Genomic DNA, 15564 nt, shown 5'->3' with positions numbered 1-15564 from the left:
TTCTTAATCTCTAAATCTTTTTAATCAGCCTAAAGGCTGAAAGATTCTCCACATCCACATGTTCTGGATGCGTTCGGATTGTTAAAAACAAATCCTTTTCCATTCAACCCTCCTGAATATTCCAAAATTGTACCTGCCAAATAGAGAATTGATTTTTTATCTACAATAATTTTAATATCATTGTCTTCAAAAACCTGATCAGTGTCTGTTTTTTCGTTATCAAACTTCAAAACATATTCTAATCCTGAGCATCCCCCGCTTTTCACTCCAACTCTTATATAGTCTTCAAAAGGTTTAAAACCATCTTCTGTCATCAGCTGGATGGCTTTCGCTTTTGCTTGATCTGAAACTTTTATCATTGTATTTATTTAGAATGATTTACTTTCTGCAAAAATACGAACAAAAATCAGGATATAAAAATCAGCTTTTTTATTTTATCGATTTTTATCATTGATAAGCTTTAACTTTGGTAATCTTTTGAAATCCAAATAATAAATTAACCCAGAAATGAAAAAAATAGGCATCATTGCTTTAGCGCTATTCGTACAGAATATTTTTGCACAAACCAACAGATTTGTTTATCAGGTTACTATGAAACCTGATGCATCCAATAAAGCCGACATCAAAACCGAAAATGCGTATTTAGACATTTCGGCTGAAAAATCTCTTTTCTATTCCGAAAACAGGGTTAAAAGAGATTCTATTATGCAAAAAGCCTTTCAAGGCGGAGGCGGAAGAGGAAGCTTCAACAGGGATCAGATGGAAAGCTTAAGATCAAACATCAACTACTCTATTGAAAAGGACAAAGGGAATCAGAAAACGATTTATAAAGACAGATTAGGTCGAGACATTTATGTTTATGAGGAAGATCGCCCAATTAACTGGAAAATTTCTTCAGAAACTACCAAAATAGGAGATTATAAAGTTCAAAAAGCAGAAACAGATTTTGGAGGCAGAAAATGGACAGCCTGGTTTACTACAGATTTACCCTATCAGGATGGACCGTATAAATTTAGTGGACTTCCTGGTCTTATTGTAAAAGCTGAAGATGACAAAGGAGAGTATTCTTTTGACTTAATGAAAAATTATAAAATCTCAGAAATTCCGGCTTTGAACCAGTTTGGAACTGTGATCAAAGTAAAAAGAACCGATTTTGTAAAGCAACAGGAAAAATTTAAAACAGATCCCATGTCATTCATGAATCAAGGCGGTGGCGGCGGAATTTCTGCACCGATGAGAATTGGAGGCGGCGGTGGAAATCAAAATCCGGCTGATATGAGAAAGAGAATGGAAGAAAGAGTAAAAGAAGAAGCCAAGAGAAACAGCAATCCTATCGAATTACCATAAACTAAAATTCCTGAAGAAAATCTTCAGGAATTTTTTATTTTGATGACATTAATTATTTAAAAGCTGATTGAAAGTATTGCCCTGTCTGATATCTCCGGTATTGTATCCTTTCATAAACCATTCTTTACGCTGAGCAGATGATCCGTGAGTAAAGCTTTCCTGATTTACATATCCCTGCGATCTTTTCTGAATATTGTCGTCTCCCACCGCTTCCGCAGCATCTATCGCAGACTGAATATCTCCCGGTTCTAAAATACGTTCTCTGCTATCTGTCTGTTTTGCCCAAAGTCCTGCATAAAAATCCGCCTGAAGCTCTGTAGCCACAGAAACTTTGTTAATCTGTGCTTCGGAATAATTTCCGCTTGTTCTTACTTTATCCGTTTCTCCCAAAGTTCCTAAAAGATTTTGTACATGATGTCCCATTTCATGAGCCATTACATAGGCAATAGAGAATTCTGTCACTTTAGCTCCGAAACGCTGTTCCAATTCTTTAAAAAAACTCATATCCATATAAACCGTTTGGTCTGCAGGACAATAAAAAGGTCCCATTGCAGACTGTGCCGTTCCACATCCCGATCTTGTTGTATTTTCAAACAAAACGACTCTTGCGGGTTGATATTTCAATCCATTCTCCGCAAAAACTTTAGTCCAGGTTTCTTCATTTTCGGCAGTCACCATTTGTACAAACTCTCTTACTTTAAGTTCATTGGCACTCAGGTCTCTTTGTTCGGTTTGGGCACCTCCATTTCCCATACTTCCTGAAGAAAGGATAGAAGAAGGATCACCTCCCAAAAAGAATACAATTGCTGCAATAATAAGGGTACCAAGACCTCCTCCTACAATTGCTCCGCCACTTCCGGAACCTCGCCTGTCTTCTACATTACCGCTTCTATCGTCTGTCCATTTCATATTTTGTTTATTTTATATGTAAATTTAAAATAATATCATTACTAAATAATTACTTTTGTGAAAAATTAAAACTAAAGTGAAAAAAATTCAAATTTTCTTTTTATTACTGGGCGTATTAAGTTTACACTCATGTAATGAAGAATATAAGGAAGACGAAGTAAGCGACATCGACAAACACGCAGCTATCGAAACAGAACTTTCTGTAAAGCATATTGACAGCGCAGACGTTTTAATCACCAAACATAAAATCTGGAAAAACAACAAGCTTTTTAGAGAGATTATTAAGACAGATACCATTCCTTCTTTAGGAGATACTCTTGTGACTGGAGAAGGTAATGACGGCTATGATCAGACCGCAAAAACCAAAAAAGATTACGAGTTTTATATAACAGTACAATAGTTATGAAAAAATCTAATTCTATAAAATTGCTTTTTGTAACAGGAATTCTTGCTTCATGTACCCAAAACAAACCTGAAGATCAATGGAAGAATGAGAAAAAAGTATATATGAGATCTGATTCCACTGCTTCTTACTCCAGAAGCCATGGTTTTATGCCCGGATATTTTTGGTATCATGCTTTCAGACCGTATGGATCTTTTCACAATGGTTCTTATCAAAAAGCCGGATATTACAGTGACGCCATCAGTTCAAAATCAAATGTTGGCAGAAGTACCTATAAGGGAAATGTAGTACGAGGAGGATTAGGCAGAAGCGGATTTAGAGCATCTTCATAAGTATGGAAAGAATTACATCAGGTTTCCGAAAAAACTGGGAACACAAACTTGAAAATTTAGGCTTCGGTTATCACTCTTTAGAAGGGCTTTATTGGGATGAAAGCCATTATTATCAATTTTCCTCAGAAGAAATCAACACCATAGAAAATGCTACCGCCGAACTTTGGCAGATGTGTCTTGAAGCGGTAGATTATATCATTGAAAAAAATCTTTGGTATCGATTTAATATTCCGGAATGGTTTAAAAACTATATCATTACAAGCTGGGAAGAAGATCATCCATCAATTTATGGAAGGTTTGATTTCGGTTTTGATGGTAAAAATCTAAAGCTTTTAGAATTCAATGCAGATACTCCAACCTCATTGTATGAAGCTTCTGTAGTGCAATGGTATTGGCTTCAGGAGATGTATCCGTACAAAGACCAATTTAACTCTATTCATGAAAAGCTGGTCGATTACTGGAAGTATCTTAAAAATTACATGAATCCTCATTATATCTATTTTGCCTCTCTTACAAATATTGAGGATGCAACGAATGTGGAATATTTAAGAGACTGTGCCACTCAAGCCGGTTTCGACACTGAATTTATCGCCATTCAGGATATTGGATGGGCAGAAGATATTGAAGAATTTATCTCGGGAGACAAAACCATTATGGAATATATTTTCAAACTATATCCATACGAATGGATTCTTGATGATGGTTTTGGAGAAAAGCTCGTTAAAAATAATTTCAGGTCTCAATGGATAGAACCGGCGTGGAAACTTCTTCTTTCATCAAAAGCAATTTTACCTATTCTTTGGGAAATGTATCCGAATCATCCTTATTTACTTGAATCGTATTTTGAGCCTAAACATTTAAAGGATTTCGTAAAAAAACCAATATATTCCAGAGAAGGAGCTAATGTAACATTGTTTAAAAACAACATCCCCTTAGAGCAGAACAATGGAGTCTATGGTAAAGAAGGGTATATTTATCAGCAGTTATTCGATCTTCCGAATTTCAATGGAAATTACCCGATTATCGGAAGCTGGGTGATTGGTCAGGAATCTGCCGGAATCGGCATCAGAGAGTCTGTTAATTTAATTACCAATAATCAGAGTCGTTTTATCCCTCATCTGATTGATTAAAATATAAAAGGAGCTTAATTAAGCTCCTTTTATATTTTCTTTATTTCTCATTAAGAATGTCCAAATCCGATATTTCCTTTTTTAACGGATAGATTCTTTTTAAAATCAATCATTCTCAACGCTGTAACTGCCGCTTCTACTCCTTTATTTCCAAGATCTCCTCCGCTTCTTGCAATAGACTGTTCTTTGGTATCATCAGTCAGTACACAGAAGATCGTAGGTGTATCGGTAAGAACATTACAATCTTTGATCCCTTGAGCTACTGCAGAGCATACAAAATCGAAATGTGGTGTTTCTCCACGGATAACACATCCAATCGCAATCACTGCATCATATTTCCGCTCCTTACAAAGCTGCATACTTGCATAGTTCAGTTCAAATGCTCCCGGAACAGAAAAAAGTGTAATATTTTCTACTTTTACCCCTTCTTTTTCAAGAATTTCCAAGGCTGCATCACGAAGGTTGTACGTTACAAAATCATTCCACTCAGAAAAAACAATGCCGATTGAAAACTCATCGGCATTAGTTATATGAAGTGGCTTGTAATCGGAAAGATTAACTGTTGCCATTTTTTAGTAATATTTAGTCATTTCAATATAAGAATCAGACATTCCGTTGTCGTAGTCCTGATATTTCTCGTCAATTGCTGCAAAATACTTTTTAGCTTCTGCATTTTTCTTAAGACCTAATGCTACGATCCCTGCTTTTCTTGTGAAATAATAGCTAGTATATGGATCATCAGAAGCAGAAGAAGCTTTGTCTAATAATGTAAGAGCTTCGTCATTCTTGTTAAGACCTGATTTTGCATCTGCCATTGCTCCGTATTTCATTGCCATCAAAGTTTTATTATCTGAAGAAAACTTATCTAAAAGATCGTATGCTTCCTGAAATTTACCTTCTTTGAACTTCAAAAGACCTGCGTTGTAAGCAGAAAGCTTTCCTACTTTAGTCCCGGAATAATCCTCGTACGTTCCTAAAAATCCAGGATTTGCAGCAGACTTACCTCCAAGAGCTTCTTTGTCTTTTCCATCAACAGCATTTTTCTGTGCAGAAAGGTAACTTTTTACAGCTTCTACGTTTTTTGGAGCTTCAATAAATTGCTTATATCCAAAAAAACCTAAAACTCCCAAAACCAAAATCCCGAAAACGATACCTAGTTGTTTTGAGTATTTTTCAAGAAATCTTTCAGTGTTTAAAGCTTCTCTGTCAAGATCTTTAAAAAACTCTACTGTTTCTTTACCTTCTTGCTCGTTCTGAGCATTGTTTCCCAATTTTGCCATAAATTTTTAAAAATTGAACTGCAAATTTAATTGTTTCTTAGGGATTTACAAAATACTTTATGCGTATTATTAATAAAAGTGAATAAATATTATTTGAATGGAGCAAATTGCTAATTGTCAATCATAAAAAAAGCTTCATAAATCGAGTTTATGAAGCTTTTAAATATTTTTTGAGAATTCTTAATATTCTAAAATATGATAGATTTCTGCGTTGAACTTTTTCAGTTTTTCATCCCCATTCAATCCTTTAAGACCAATCAAGAAGCTGAATTGCGATACCGTTGCTCCTTGTTTTTCTACTAATTTTGCCGCGGCTTCTGTAGTTCCTCCTGTTGCTAAAAGATCATCATGAATCAGCACTCTTTGTCCTGGTTTTATTTGTCCTTCACGCGTTTCAATAATAGCGCTTCCGTATTCCAAATCATATTTCTCAGAAATAATGGGTGGAGGAAGTTTTCCAGCCTTTCTGATCAGGATAAACGGAACTTCCAATGCTACTGCGATGGCAATTCCGAACAAATATCCTCGACTTTCAATTCCGCAAACGGCATCTATTTTTCCTTTGCTGAAAGCAACCAGATCTTCAATGACAGCTTCATATAATTTTGGATCAAGAAAGATGGGAGAAATATCTTTAAACTGAATTCCGGGAATCGGAAAATCAGGGATGTTTTCAATAGTCGTTTCAAGTCTTTTAATAAGTTCTTGTGAAGCCATTTACGGGTTTATTTTATAGCTTGAAATCTTCCAATCACCATTTACATTTTTAAGTCCGAAAGTTACTTTCAGAGAAGTTGTTTTTCCACTTTTATCTGTAACATCGTATGTCGCATTTACACTTGCTCCATTTGCGTTAGCTCCGGTAGTCGTGATATTTTTAACACTCACATTTTTTACCGCACCAAATCCTGAATTCGGATTGGAGAAAGACTCATAACTTCCCCAACTTGGGTTATTAGAAGAGTTATAAGCTGCTTTAAGGTTTTGTGAGCTTACATTATTTAAAAAACTATTTACGGTAGTTCTTGGATCTGCAGTAGGTTGTTTTGGTGTTGCAGGAGCTGTTGTTGCAGCCGGATCTGTTGTTGTCGGTGTTGTAGCCGGATTATTTGGGTCTACGATAGCCGGATCTTGGTTAACTGCTGTAGAATCTACTTTTGGAGGTGCAGGAACTTTTAATGCTGAAGGATTAACATCTAATCCTATTTTTGACATTTTGAAAGTCTTTGCTGTAGTTTTTACTGAAACCGTGATATCGATTTTATTATCGATCACTTTAGCTGCAGGAATTGATGAAAATTTTAAATTAAACCCTTTGAAATTATTATCCTGCATCAGGTTTTTTGCAGTAGCAAGCTTTTCTCCGTTACTGAAAACCTCAAGAGTTGCTTCTAAACCAGCTCCTGTAAAAGCTACTGGATTACCTGCGTTATCTACCAATCTTGGAACAATCTGAAGTGCAGTTGGCGCCCCTGTTCCATCGTCACCTGTAGGTCTTGTAATGATACTTAATGAGCTTGCTTTCACATCATTCGCATCACTTTCTTTTGCTTTATCGTCCCCGAAAATATTCATTTCACCTAACGACGGTGGCGCTGTACTTGCCCATTCTATTCCGTTTTTCTGAGCCACTTCATCTGCCATAGTCATTATTTCCGGTACTTTTTTCCCGTTAATTAACTGTCCTAAAGCTTTTAGTTCATTAATATCTCCGTCTGCATCTACTCCAAATGTTTTTAGAATGTATAAGGCTTCATTAAATTTAATCTGCTTAATTGTTGGCAGACTTGAAGTCATATCATTAATACTAGACTGTAATGTTTTTGTACTCGATGCATCTACATGATCTTTTTTACATGCTGTAAACAGCAATAAACTAAGAATTAGCAGAAAAGAAAACTTTTTCATTTTTTTCGGGTTTGCTGCAAATTTAGTAAAACCATTTATTAATGAAGATTTTATTTTTTATTTTCTTTTTCTTTTAAATCATCTTTAAAAAACGAGCTAAAAACGGTCTGCATATTCGGAAAAGCAGCGTCTTTCCAGTATTGAGTTGTATAGTTGCTGTTGTCTGTATCGAACTTTACTCTTTCAATGTCGTTATCATTTTTAAAGTCTAATTCTGTAGGATAGAAATTAGTGTAAAGAACTAATTGATTGTAATCCGGCTCGGTCTTATGCTTTAATTTAATAAAAGCAATTTCATTGAATTCCAACAGATCTCTCAATGTTTTTTGAGTTGACTTTTCGTATGAAGCATTGATAATACTTTTAACATCAAAAAAACGGTATCCAAAGAACGCAAATTCTTTTTTCTGCAAGGCTTCTCCGGTAATTTCGATCTGATCTTTTTGTTCTCCTTTCAATTCTTTAATGACTGCATTTTTTCTTTTGTATTCCAGAATATTTCCGACTTCCTTCATATCCGGAATATCCATCGTGTTATCATAGTCCCACATTGCTGTTTGTTTTTTCTCAAACTTAACATCTTCCAATCTGTATACACGATATTGCTCGACATTCGTACTTTTTAATTTTTTGGTCTTGTTATCGAAAATGTAAGTAACAATTCCGTCAGCATAGCAATTCAATTTACTGTTAACTGTAACGTAAGTATTAAAATTACCTTTTACGAAAATGTACTTTGCAGGTTTATTATTTTTTATGACTACGGTTTCGATATCTTTTACCCTGTCATTAATTTTTATCACCTCTTTATCAAAATCTGAATACGCTAAACTCGCCACCGAAAAATTATCATAAACAATCTGAAACTTCTCCTGCTCAGGTTTTAATACTTGTTTGTCAATCTTCCCATCAATATCTGAATACGCAAGAATGCTTCCGTCTTTTCCAAACACTGAAACTTTAGGTAATGGTTTATTTGTCTTTTCTGAAATGAATGTAATTGTTTGTGCATTGAAAAATTGTAATGCCAACAAAAAAAAGATTTGTAACAGGTAATTTCTTTTCATAAAAGTTGTTTTTTGATATTTTATATTAATCACTCCTTATTACTAAGACACATCAAAACTGAAAAAGGTTGCACCCGGGATAAAAAGTTTTCAATTTTTTACATAAAAAAAGACTGATTATTTTACTAATCAGTCTTTTACAATTTTATTTTGTTACAATATTCCTTAGAAAGGATATTCATAAATTTCAGATTCGTGTAGGAAAGGGTTTCCTGTAGGAATAAGTTTAAGTTTCGATAAGGCTGAAAGCACTGTGAACATAAATAATCCAACTACGAATAATACAGCTCCAAGGATCAGAATGAATACTTCAGGAGTGTTCCAGTATGGACCAACCGTTCCCGGCATTACCATATTGAAATAATCTAAAAGGTGACCTAAGATAACTACTACTGCCATTGTTGTAACTACTTTGTAGTTTCTCTTAATGCTGCTACTTACTAATACCAATAGAGGTAATAAGAAGTTTACGATCAACATTGGTAAGAACGTTGTTCCATAGTGCTGGAATCTTCCAAAGAAGTAGTTAACCTCTTCCGGAACGTTTGCATACCAGTACAACATGAACTGAGCGAACCATGTATATGTCCAAAGCATACTTGTAGCGAAAAGGAAAACTCCTAAATCGTGTAAGTGATTATCATTGAACTGTGGTAAGAAACCATTTTTCTTTAAGTAAACACTTAGAAGAATGATTACTGCAATACCACTTGAAAGGCAGCTAACCATTGAATACCAAATATACATTGTAGAATACCAGTGAGGGTCAATAGACATCAACCAATCCCAAGCCCAAGCTGCAGAAGCAAATCCGAAGAATGCGATATATCCTACTGCCCATCTGTAAAGGAATTGATATTCTACTTTTGATTTTGTCTCGTCTACTTTTTTAGACTGAGCTTTTAGTTTCCAAGCGAAGAAAGAAGCACCTAGTACATAGATGAACGTTCTGATTGCATAGAAAGGAATATTCAAGAATCTTTTCTTTTCGAATAAGATCACATCGAAATGAGCAGAGTTAGGATCTGTCAAATCCGGATCCATCCAGTGGAAAAGGTGTCCTTGGTGGAAGATATTTAAAAGCATTAAAATGATCAAAATAGCTCCTCCGTATGGAATATAAGAAGCAATAGCTTCCATTACTCTTGTAATAATAATTGGCCAACCTGCATGTGCAGCGTGTTGAATACAGTAGAAGAATAATACTGCACAACTGATTCCGAAGAAAAATACAGCTACGAAATGTATTGCTGCTAAAGGCTGGTTGTGAACCTGTAGTGTAGCATGCTCAAGGTGAGCAGCGTGATCCTGAGGTCCTACCATTTCACTTGAATGTGTAGGTGCATTATGACCAGAAGCATGAACAGCTTCCATCATTTCCCCTATCTTTTCAGTAGAGATTCCTTTGTTCATAAAGAAACCAATACCAAATAGAACTAAACCTACAACAAGAAGGATTATAGAAGTTGATTTTAATTTTGGTGAAAAACTATACATTTCTTTTCTTATTTTTTAGTTTCGGTAGTCGTTTCAGTTGTTGCCGGTGCCGCTGCTGGTGCTGCCGCTCCTTTTTTGAAAGCACTCATTACATACATAGCTACTCTCCATCTGTCTCCTGCATTCAATTGACCTGCATAAGATCCCATGTTGTTTCTACCATTCGTTAATACATAATGAACAGATCCTACAGTAACATCTCTGTCAGCATAGTTTGGTACACCAGAATATGCTCCACTTTGTACGATAGGTCCTTGTCCGTCACCACCTACACCGTGACAAGCAGCACAAGTTTTTTCAAATAACATTTTCCCTCTTTCAATATCTTTTTCTGCATTTGCAGGATTTAAAGGAGATGATGTTAGCCCTTTTGAAGCTTCATAACCTGCGTTATACTCATCTGTTGTCTTAGGTAATTTTCCTTCTTCAAAAACACCGTCTTTATTTTGAGCTACTGACCCTTCTACTGGAGAAAGACCTGTTGCACCATTATTTTTAACAAATGCCGGAATTTCATTTTCATGATCTGAATAAGCATCCTGAGCTTTCATCAACGGATCATATGCTACTGGGAAGTACATATCAGGGAAATATACCAATGGTACATTTTCTTTTGGTCCGCAAGAGTTAAGTAAAATCGTTGTTAAACCTAAAACTGCTGTAATTTTTAATACATTCTTTTTCATTTTAAGCATCTTTAACAGTTATTTCTTCAACTCCAGTTTCAATTAGCAACTGTTTTACAGATTCTACATCTTCAGTTACAAATTCCATCATGAATTTATCATCCGTTGTTCTTGGATCAGGGTTTTGTGCAGGAGCTCCAGGATACATTTTGTTTCTTACCAAGAAAGTTAATGACATCATGTGAGCAGCGCAGAATACCATAAGCTCAAACATTGGAACTACGAATGCAGGCATATTGTGAGCCCAGTCAAAAGCTGGTTTACCACCAATATTTTGAGGCCAGTCATGGTTCATCACATACCAAGTTACAGTAGCACCGATAGTAACACCGTAAAGAGCGTAGATGAATGCAGCATCAGAAATTCTAGTTTTCTTTAACCCTAAAGCCTTATCTAGTCCGTGAACCGGAAACGGAGTATAAACTTCGTTGATTGCGATTCCTTTATCGTTGAATGCTTTAACGCCGTTCATTAAATCGTCGTCGTCAGCATAAAGTCCGTATACAATTTTAGTGGTGCTCATCTCCTTCTTTTGCTTTATAAGTTTCACCTGAGATTTTCAAAATCGATTTTAATTCAGCCTGTGCAATTACAGGGAATGTTCTTGCATATAATAAGAATAATACAGAGAAGAATCCGATCGTTCCTAAGTATACACCCACGTCAATAATTGTTGGCTTAAACATCGTCCAAGAACCAGGTAAGTAGTCTCTTGAAAGGTTGATAACGATGATATCAAAACGCTCAAACCACATACCGATGTTGATAATTAATGCAACGATAAATGTCCAGATAATGTTCGTTCTTAGTCTCTTGAACCAGAAAGAAGCAGGAACAACAAGGTTACAAATAATTAGTGACCAGAAAGCCCACCAGTAAGGTCCAACAGCAGCACCCGGAGAAAGATAAGTAAAGTCTTCAAATCTAGATCCAGAATACCATCCGATGAAATATTCAGTTGCATAAGCTACAGTTACCATACCACCTGTTAAGATGATTACGATGTTCATAATTTCGATATGATACATTGTAATATAGTCTTCAAGATGACACACTTTTCTAGCAACTAACAATAGTGTTTGTACCATTGCAAATCCTGAGAAGATCGCACCAGCAACGAAGTAAGGAGGATAGATCGTAGAGTGCCATCCTTTAATAACCGAAGTTGCGAAGTCAAAAGATACGGTAGTGTGTACTGAGAATACAAGTGGAGTTGCCAAACCTGCAAGAACCAAAGAAAGTTCTTCGAATCTTTGCCAGTGTTTTGCTTTACCACCCCAACCGAATGCTAGGAATGTATAAATTTTCTTAGTCCAAGGAGTTTTAGCTCTATCTCTGATCATTGCAAAGTCAGGGATTAGTCCCATGAACCAGAATACAGTTGATACTGAGAAATACGTAGAGATCGCAAATACGTCCCAAAGTAGAGGAGAGTTGAAGTTCCCCCAAAGAGAACCGAACTGGTTTGGTAAAGGGAATACCCAATATCCTACCCAAACTCTACCCATGTGAATTACCGGGAAGATAGCCGCCTGTACAACCGCAAAGATCGTCATCGCCTCTGCAGATCTGTTTACAGACATTCTCCATCTCTGTCTAAATAATAATAATACTGCGGAGATAAGTGTTCCGGCGTGACCGATACCTACCCACCATACGAAGTTGGTGATATCCCAACCCCAGTTAATAGTTCTGTTAAGCCCCCATGCTCCAATACCTGTTCCGATAGTATAAGCGATACATCCGAATCCATAGATGAATAGAACTAAGGCTGCATATAATGAAATCCACCATAATTTACCTGCTCTTTCTTCGATAGGTCGTGCAATATCTTCTGTGATATCGTGATAAGTTTTGTGACCAATAATTAGAGGTTCCCTTATCGGAGCTTCGTAATGTCCTGACATTTTTTACCTATTTATTATTTAAACTTTATTTTTCTACTCTGTTTCTTACTTTAGTGTGATAGAACACGTTTGGTTTTGTTCCGATCTCTTCTAGTAAATAATATCTTCTGTTGCTAGAGTATAGTTCTCTTACTTCAGATTCTTTGTCATTCATGTCTCCAAACGTCATTGCTCCGGTAGAACAAGCAGCAGCACAAGCACAAGAATTTTTGAATTCATTGTCTGTTACTTTTCTGTTTTCTCTCTTAGCAGCTAAGATTGTAGCCTGAGTTTCCTGGATACACATTGAACATTTCTCCATAACCCCTCTTGTTCTTACAACAACATCCGGGTTAAGTACCATTCTTCCTAAATCGTTGTTCATGTTGAAATCGAACTTATCGTTTAGGTTATATGTAAACCAGTTGAAACGTCTTACTTTATAAGGACAGTTGTTTGCACAATATCTTGTACCGATACATCTGTTGTAAGCCATGTGGTTTTGACCTTGCTTACCGTGTGAAGTAGCCGCAACCGGACATACCGTTTCACATGGAGCGTGGTTACAGTGCTGACACATTACCGGCTGGAAGATTACATCTGGATTATCAGCAGGGTGGTTCAATGCACCTCCGTCACCGTAAGCGGTTCCGTACAATTCAGGAACAGCCAATCCATCTCTTAATCCTTCATAAACTTCTACTTTTTGTCTTGAAGAATAGTAACGGTCAATTCTTAACCAATACATATCTCTAGACATTCTGATCTCTTCTTTACCTACAACAGGAACGTTGTTCTCAGCCTGACAAGCAATAATACATGCTCCACAACCTGTACAAGAGTTCAAGTCGATTGATAAGTTGAAGTGAGGACCATCCGTATCATCGAAAGCATCCCAAAGGTCAATCTTTCTTGCAGGAAGAGCTCCACTGATCGTGTGGTATTCCAAAGGCTTATTCCATCCTTTGTGCTCATCGTCGAATGCTACGTTTAAGAATTCCGTTAAAGGAACTTCTTTAGCAATTTCGTAACGACCCATTAGAGTGTTTTGAAGCTGGATACCCGCAAATTCGTGGTCTTCTCCTGTTTTTTCGATTTTAGCATTAGCAAGAACTAAGTTAGAACCGTCGAATAAAGGATAAGCATTTACACCAGTATCAGCTGTAGCTCCTGAATCTTTTTTACCATAACCAAGCGCAAGACCTACAGATCCGTCAGCTTGTCCTGGTTGTACGAATACAGGAACATCTTTTATTGTTACTCCGTTTACAGTAAGGTTTACGATAGAACCATCTAACTGCATTCTCGCATTAAGATCATTATCAATACCTAATCTTTCTGCATCTTTCGGAGAAATAGTCAAGTAGTTATCCCAAGACATTCTTGTTAATGGATCTGGTAATTCCTGCAACCAAGGGTTGTTTGCCTGAGTACCGTCTCCCATAGAAGTCTTAGTATATAATACCAATTCTAAATCAGAAGCTTTGAATCCACTTAATTCAGCAGCAGCTTGTGCACCATTTCCTCCTGCGTAAGCCAAAGTCGTAGCATTTGGAGAAACATTGATACCATTATATAAAGCTTTGTTGAAAGAAGTTCCTCCTAAGATAGAAGAAGCATTAGCTTTTAAATAATCATAATAATTATTTGCAGCATTGTTTTTACCATTCTTCCAAACCAATAGAGATTCTTCGATCTGTCTTGATTTGTAGATTTTCTGGATTGTTGGCTGCATTAATGAATATACACCTGTCTGAGGCTCAATATCACCCCAAGATTCTAGCCAGTTAGCTACAGGAATTACAGCCTTAGCTGCTTTGTACATTTCATTTTTCTTATCAGCAACTGCGATTACATAAGGAACTTTAGATAAAGATTTTTTGAAATCTTCTCCTTTGTGGTAAGAATAAATAGGGTCCACATTGTTAGCGATCAATACACCAACCTGACCTGCATTTACCCATCCTAGGAATTCCTGGAATCTTGCTTTATCGAAATCTTTTAGGAAGTTTGCTTTACCTGTGAAAGCAACTGAACCTAATTTTTGGTTAATTAAGTGAGCTAAAACCTGAGCACCTTTAGAACCATCAGCAAAAACAACAGCTTTGCTTCCTTTTGCCAATAATTCCTTAGCTAATTCAGAAGCCGTTTTATCTGAAGTACCACCTCCTACGATTGCATTGTAAACTTCAACTAAAGTTTTGTTTACGGCACTTGGTTTTAATCTGATTCTTTCGTCAGCATTAGCACCAGTGATAGACATGTTTGATTCTACTTGTACGTGTCTCAACATGTTTGCACCCGGTTTTCTTGCTGCTGCATAAGAAGTTTCTAAACTTCCTGCGTTGTAATCACCTAAGAAATCAGCTTGGAAAGCAACTACCAATTCAGATCCTTTAAGATCGTAAACAGGCAATGCTCTTTGTCCGAAAACTTCCTGAGCTGCGTCTAATGCTGCAGCGTAAGGGAAAGCATCATAAGTTACTAATTCTGCTGTAGGATATTTTGCTTTAAATTCAGCAAATAATTTTTTGAACGTAGGTGAAGCAAAAGAATGTGATAATAACACAATTCTTTTACCTGCAGCTTTCGCTTCTTCCAATCCTTTGATAACAAAACTATCTACTTTATCGAAAGTTTCATCTTTACCTTCAAACTTAGGCTGCTTTACTTTATCGTTATCATAAAGAGAAAGTACACTTGCCTGAGCTCTTGCATTGGTTTTTCCTAAATCACCAGCTGCCGGGTTCGGGTCGATTTTGATAGGTCTTCCTTCACGTGTTTTTACTAAAACGCTCGCAAAATCAAATCCATCGAAATATGTTGATGCATAATAATTAGGAACTCCCGGAATAATATCATGTGGTTTTACCACATAAGGAATCGTTTTAATTACCGGAGCTTCACAAGCAGCTAATGTAACTGCTGCAGTAGAAAATCCTAATAACTTTAAGAAATCTCTTCTTGAAGTACTAGATCCGTTTTGTTCAGCATCTCCAAGGAAATCTTCTACCGGAATTTCTTCCTGAAACTCTTTCTGAGCCAGCTTATTATTTAAAGCCGGGTCTTTAAGTTCATGAATACTTCTAAATTGTATTTTGTTTGAAGCCATTTATACT

The 15564-nt window shown here is 36.3% G+C and carries 16 protein-coding genes; 4 read left to right on the top strand and 12 right to left on the bottom strand.

From position 1 onward, the window contains the following. Positions 1 to 29: 29 nt before the first annotated feature. Positions 30 to 359 (bottom strand): HesB/IscA family protein, encoded by a 330-nt coding sequence (locus LV842_RS05790; protein ID WP_039371260.1) that lies wholly within the window; start codon positions 357 to 359, stop codon positions 30 to 32. 148 nt (positions 360 to 507) lie between these two features. Here LV842_RS05790 and LV842_RS05785 point away from each other — a divergent pair, with 148 nt between their 5' ends. Beyond that, positions 508 to 1347, top strand: a complete 840-nt coding sequence (locus LV842_RS05785) for a GLPGLI family protein (RefSeq protein WP_233110509.1) — start codon at positions 508 to 510, stop codon at positions 1345 to 1347. A gap of 48 nt (positions 1348 to 1395) precedes the next feature. On the opposite strand, the gene ypfJ is transcribed toward LV842_RS05785, so the two are convergent. Continuing rightward, entirely contained in the window at positions 1396 to 2256 is an 861-nt protein-coding gene (ypfJ, locus tag LV842_RS05780) for a KPN_02809 family neutral zinc metallopeptidase (protein WP_233110508.1), read from the bottom strand. Positions 2257 to 2332: 76 nt separating this feature from the next. Between ypfJ and LV842_RS05775 the strand changes: the two genes are divergently transcribed. The 3 genes from LV842_RS05775 to LV842_RS05765 are packed head-to-tail and all read left to right on the top strand — an operon-like array spanning position 2333 to position 4121. After that, positions 2333 to 2656: a hypothetical protein gene (locus tag LV842_RS05775; protein ID WP_233110507.1), complete on the top strand. Its 324-nt coding sequence runs from the start codon at positions 2333 to 2335 to the stop codon at positions 2654 to 2656. A gap of 2 nt (positions 2657 to 2658) precedes the next feature. Then, positions 2659 to 2991, top strand: coding sequence for a hypothetical protein (locus LV842_RS05770; RefSeq protein WP_233110506.1), 333 nt, complete (start codon positions 2659 to 2661; stop codon positions 2989 to 2991). 2 nt (positions 2992 to 2993) lie between these two features. Further along, a complete protein-coding gene (locus LV842_RS05765; protein ID WP_262909387.1) occupies positions 2994 to 4121 on the top strand; it encodes a glutathionylspermidine synthase family protein in 1128 nt (375 codons plus the stop codon). Positions 4122 to 4171: 50 nt separating this feature from the next. On the opposite strand, the gene ribH is transcribed toward LV842_RS05765, so the two are convergent. The 10 genes from ribH to LV842_RS05715 form a co-directional block, all read right to left on the bottom strand. Beyond that, the gene (ribH, locus tag LV842_RS05760; RefSeq protein ID WP_233110505.1) at positions 4172 to 4690 is read right to left on the bottom strand and encodes a 6,7-dimethyl-8-ribityllumazine synthase; all 519 of its coding nucleotides are present in this window, start codon (positions 4688 to 4690) and stop codon (positions 4172 to 4174) included. A gap of 3 nt (positions 4691 to 4693) precedes the next feature. After that, positions 4694 to 5401 (bottom strand): YfgM family protein, encoded by a 708-nt coding sequence (locus LV842_RS05755; RefSeq protein ID WP_233110504.1) that lies wholly within the window; start codon positions 5399 to 5401, stop codon positions 4694 to 4696. 180 nt (positions 5402 to 5581) lie between these two features. Then, positions 5582 to 6118, bottom strand: coding sequence for an adenine phosphoribosyltransferase (locus LV842_RS05750; protein WP_233110503.1), 537 nt, complete (start codon positions 6116 to 6118; stop codon positions 5582 to 5584). Continuing rightward, positions 6119 to 7309 (bottom strand): hypothetical protein, encoded by a 1191-nt coding sequence (locus LV842_RS05745; protein WP_233110502.1) that lies wholly within the window; start codon positions 7307 to 7309, stop codon positions 6119 to 6121. A gap of 50 nt (positions 7310 to 7359) precedes the next feature. Then, the gene (locus tag LV842_RS05740; RefSeq protein ID WP_233110501.1) at positions 7360 to 8376 is read right to left on the bottom strand and encodes a hypothetical protein; all 1017 of its coding nucleotides are present in this window, start codon (positions 8374 to 8376) and stop codon (positions 7360 to 7362) included. A 165-nt stretch (positions 8377 to 8541) separates the two neighbouring features. Then, on the bottom strand, positions 8542 to 9873 hold the full coding sequence (locus LV842_RS05735) for a quinol:cytochrome C oxidoreductase (protein WP_233110500.1): 1332 nt from the start codon (positions 9871 to 9873) through the stop codon (positions 8542 to 8544). Between the two features lie 8 nt (positions 9874 to 9881). Then, positions 9882 to 10568, bottom strand: a complete 687-nt coding sequence (locus LV842_RS05730; protein WP_233110499.1) for a c-type cytochrome — start codon at positions 10566 to 10568, stop codon at positions 9882 to 9884. Continuing rightward, positions 10561 to 11082, bottom strand: coding sequence for a DUF3341 domain-containing protein (locus LV842_RS05725; RefSeq protein WP_233110498.1), 522 nt, complete (start codon positions 11080 to 11082; stop codon positions 10561 to 10563). The genes LV842_RS05730 and LV842_RS05725 overlap by 8 nt, the downstream gene beginning before the upstream one ends. Further along, the gene (nrfD, locus tag LV842_RS05720) at positions 11069 to 12466 is read right to left on the bottom strand and encodes an NrfD/PsrC family molybdoenzyme membrane anchor subunit (protein ID WP_027381049.1); all 1398 of its coding nucleotides are present in this window, start codon (positions 12464 to 12466) and stop codon (positions 11069 to 11071) included. Before nrfD ends, LV842_RS05725 begins: the two co-directional genes overlap by 14 nt. Before the next feature lie 25 nt (positions 12467 to 12491). Continuing rightward, a complete protein-coding gene (locus tag LV842_RS05715; RefSeq protein ID WP_233110497.1) occupies positions 12492 to 15557 on the bottom strand; it encodes a TAT-variant-translocated molybdopterin oxidoreductase in 3066 nt (1021 codons plus the stop codon). Between the last annotated feature and the right edge of the window lie 7 nt (positions 15558 to 15564).

The organism is Chryseobacterium gwangjuense (assembly GCF_021311115.1).
In the GTDB taxonomy this organism is placed as follows: domain Bacteria; phylum Bacteroidota; class Bacteroidia; order Flavobacteriales; family Weeksellaceae; genus Chryseobacterium; species Chryseobacterium gwangjuense.
The sequence above is the reverse complement of the archived record's forward strand: the minus strand, read 5'-3'. Positions and strand labels throughout refer to the sequence as shown.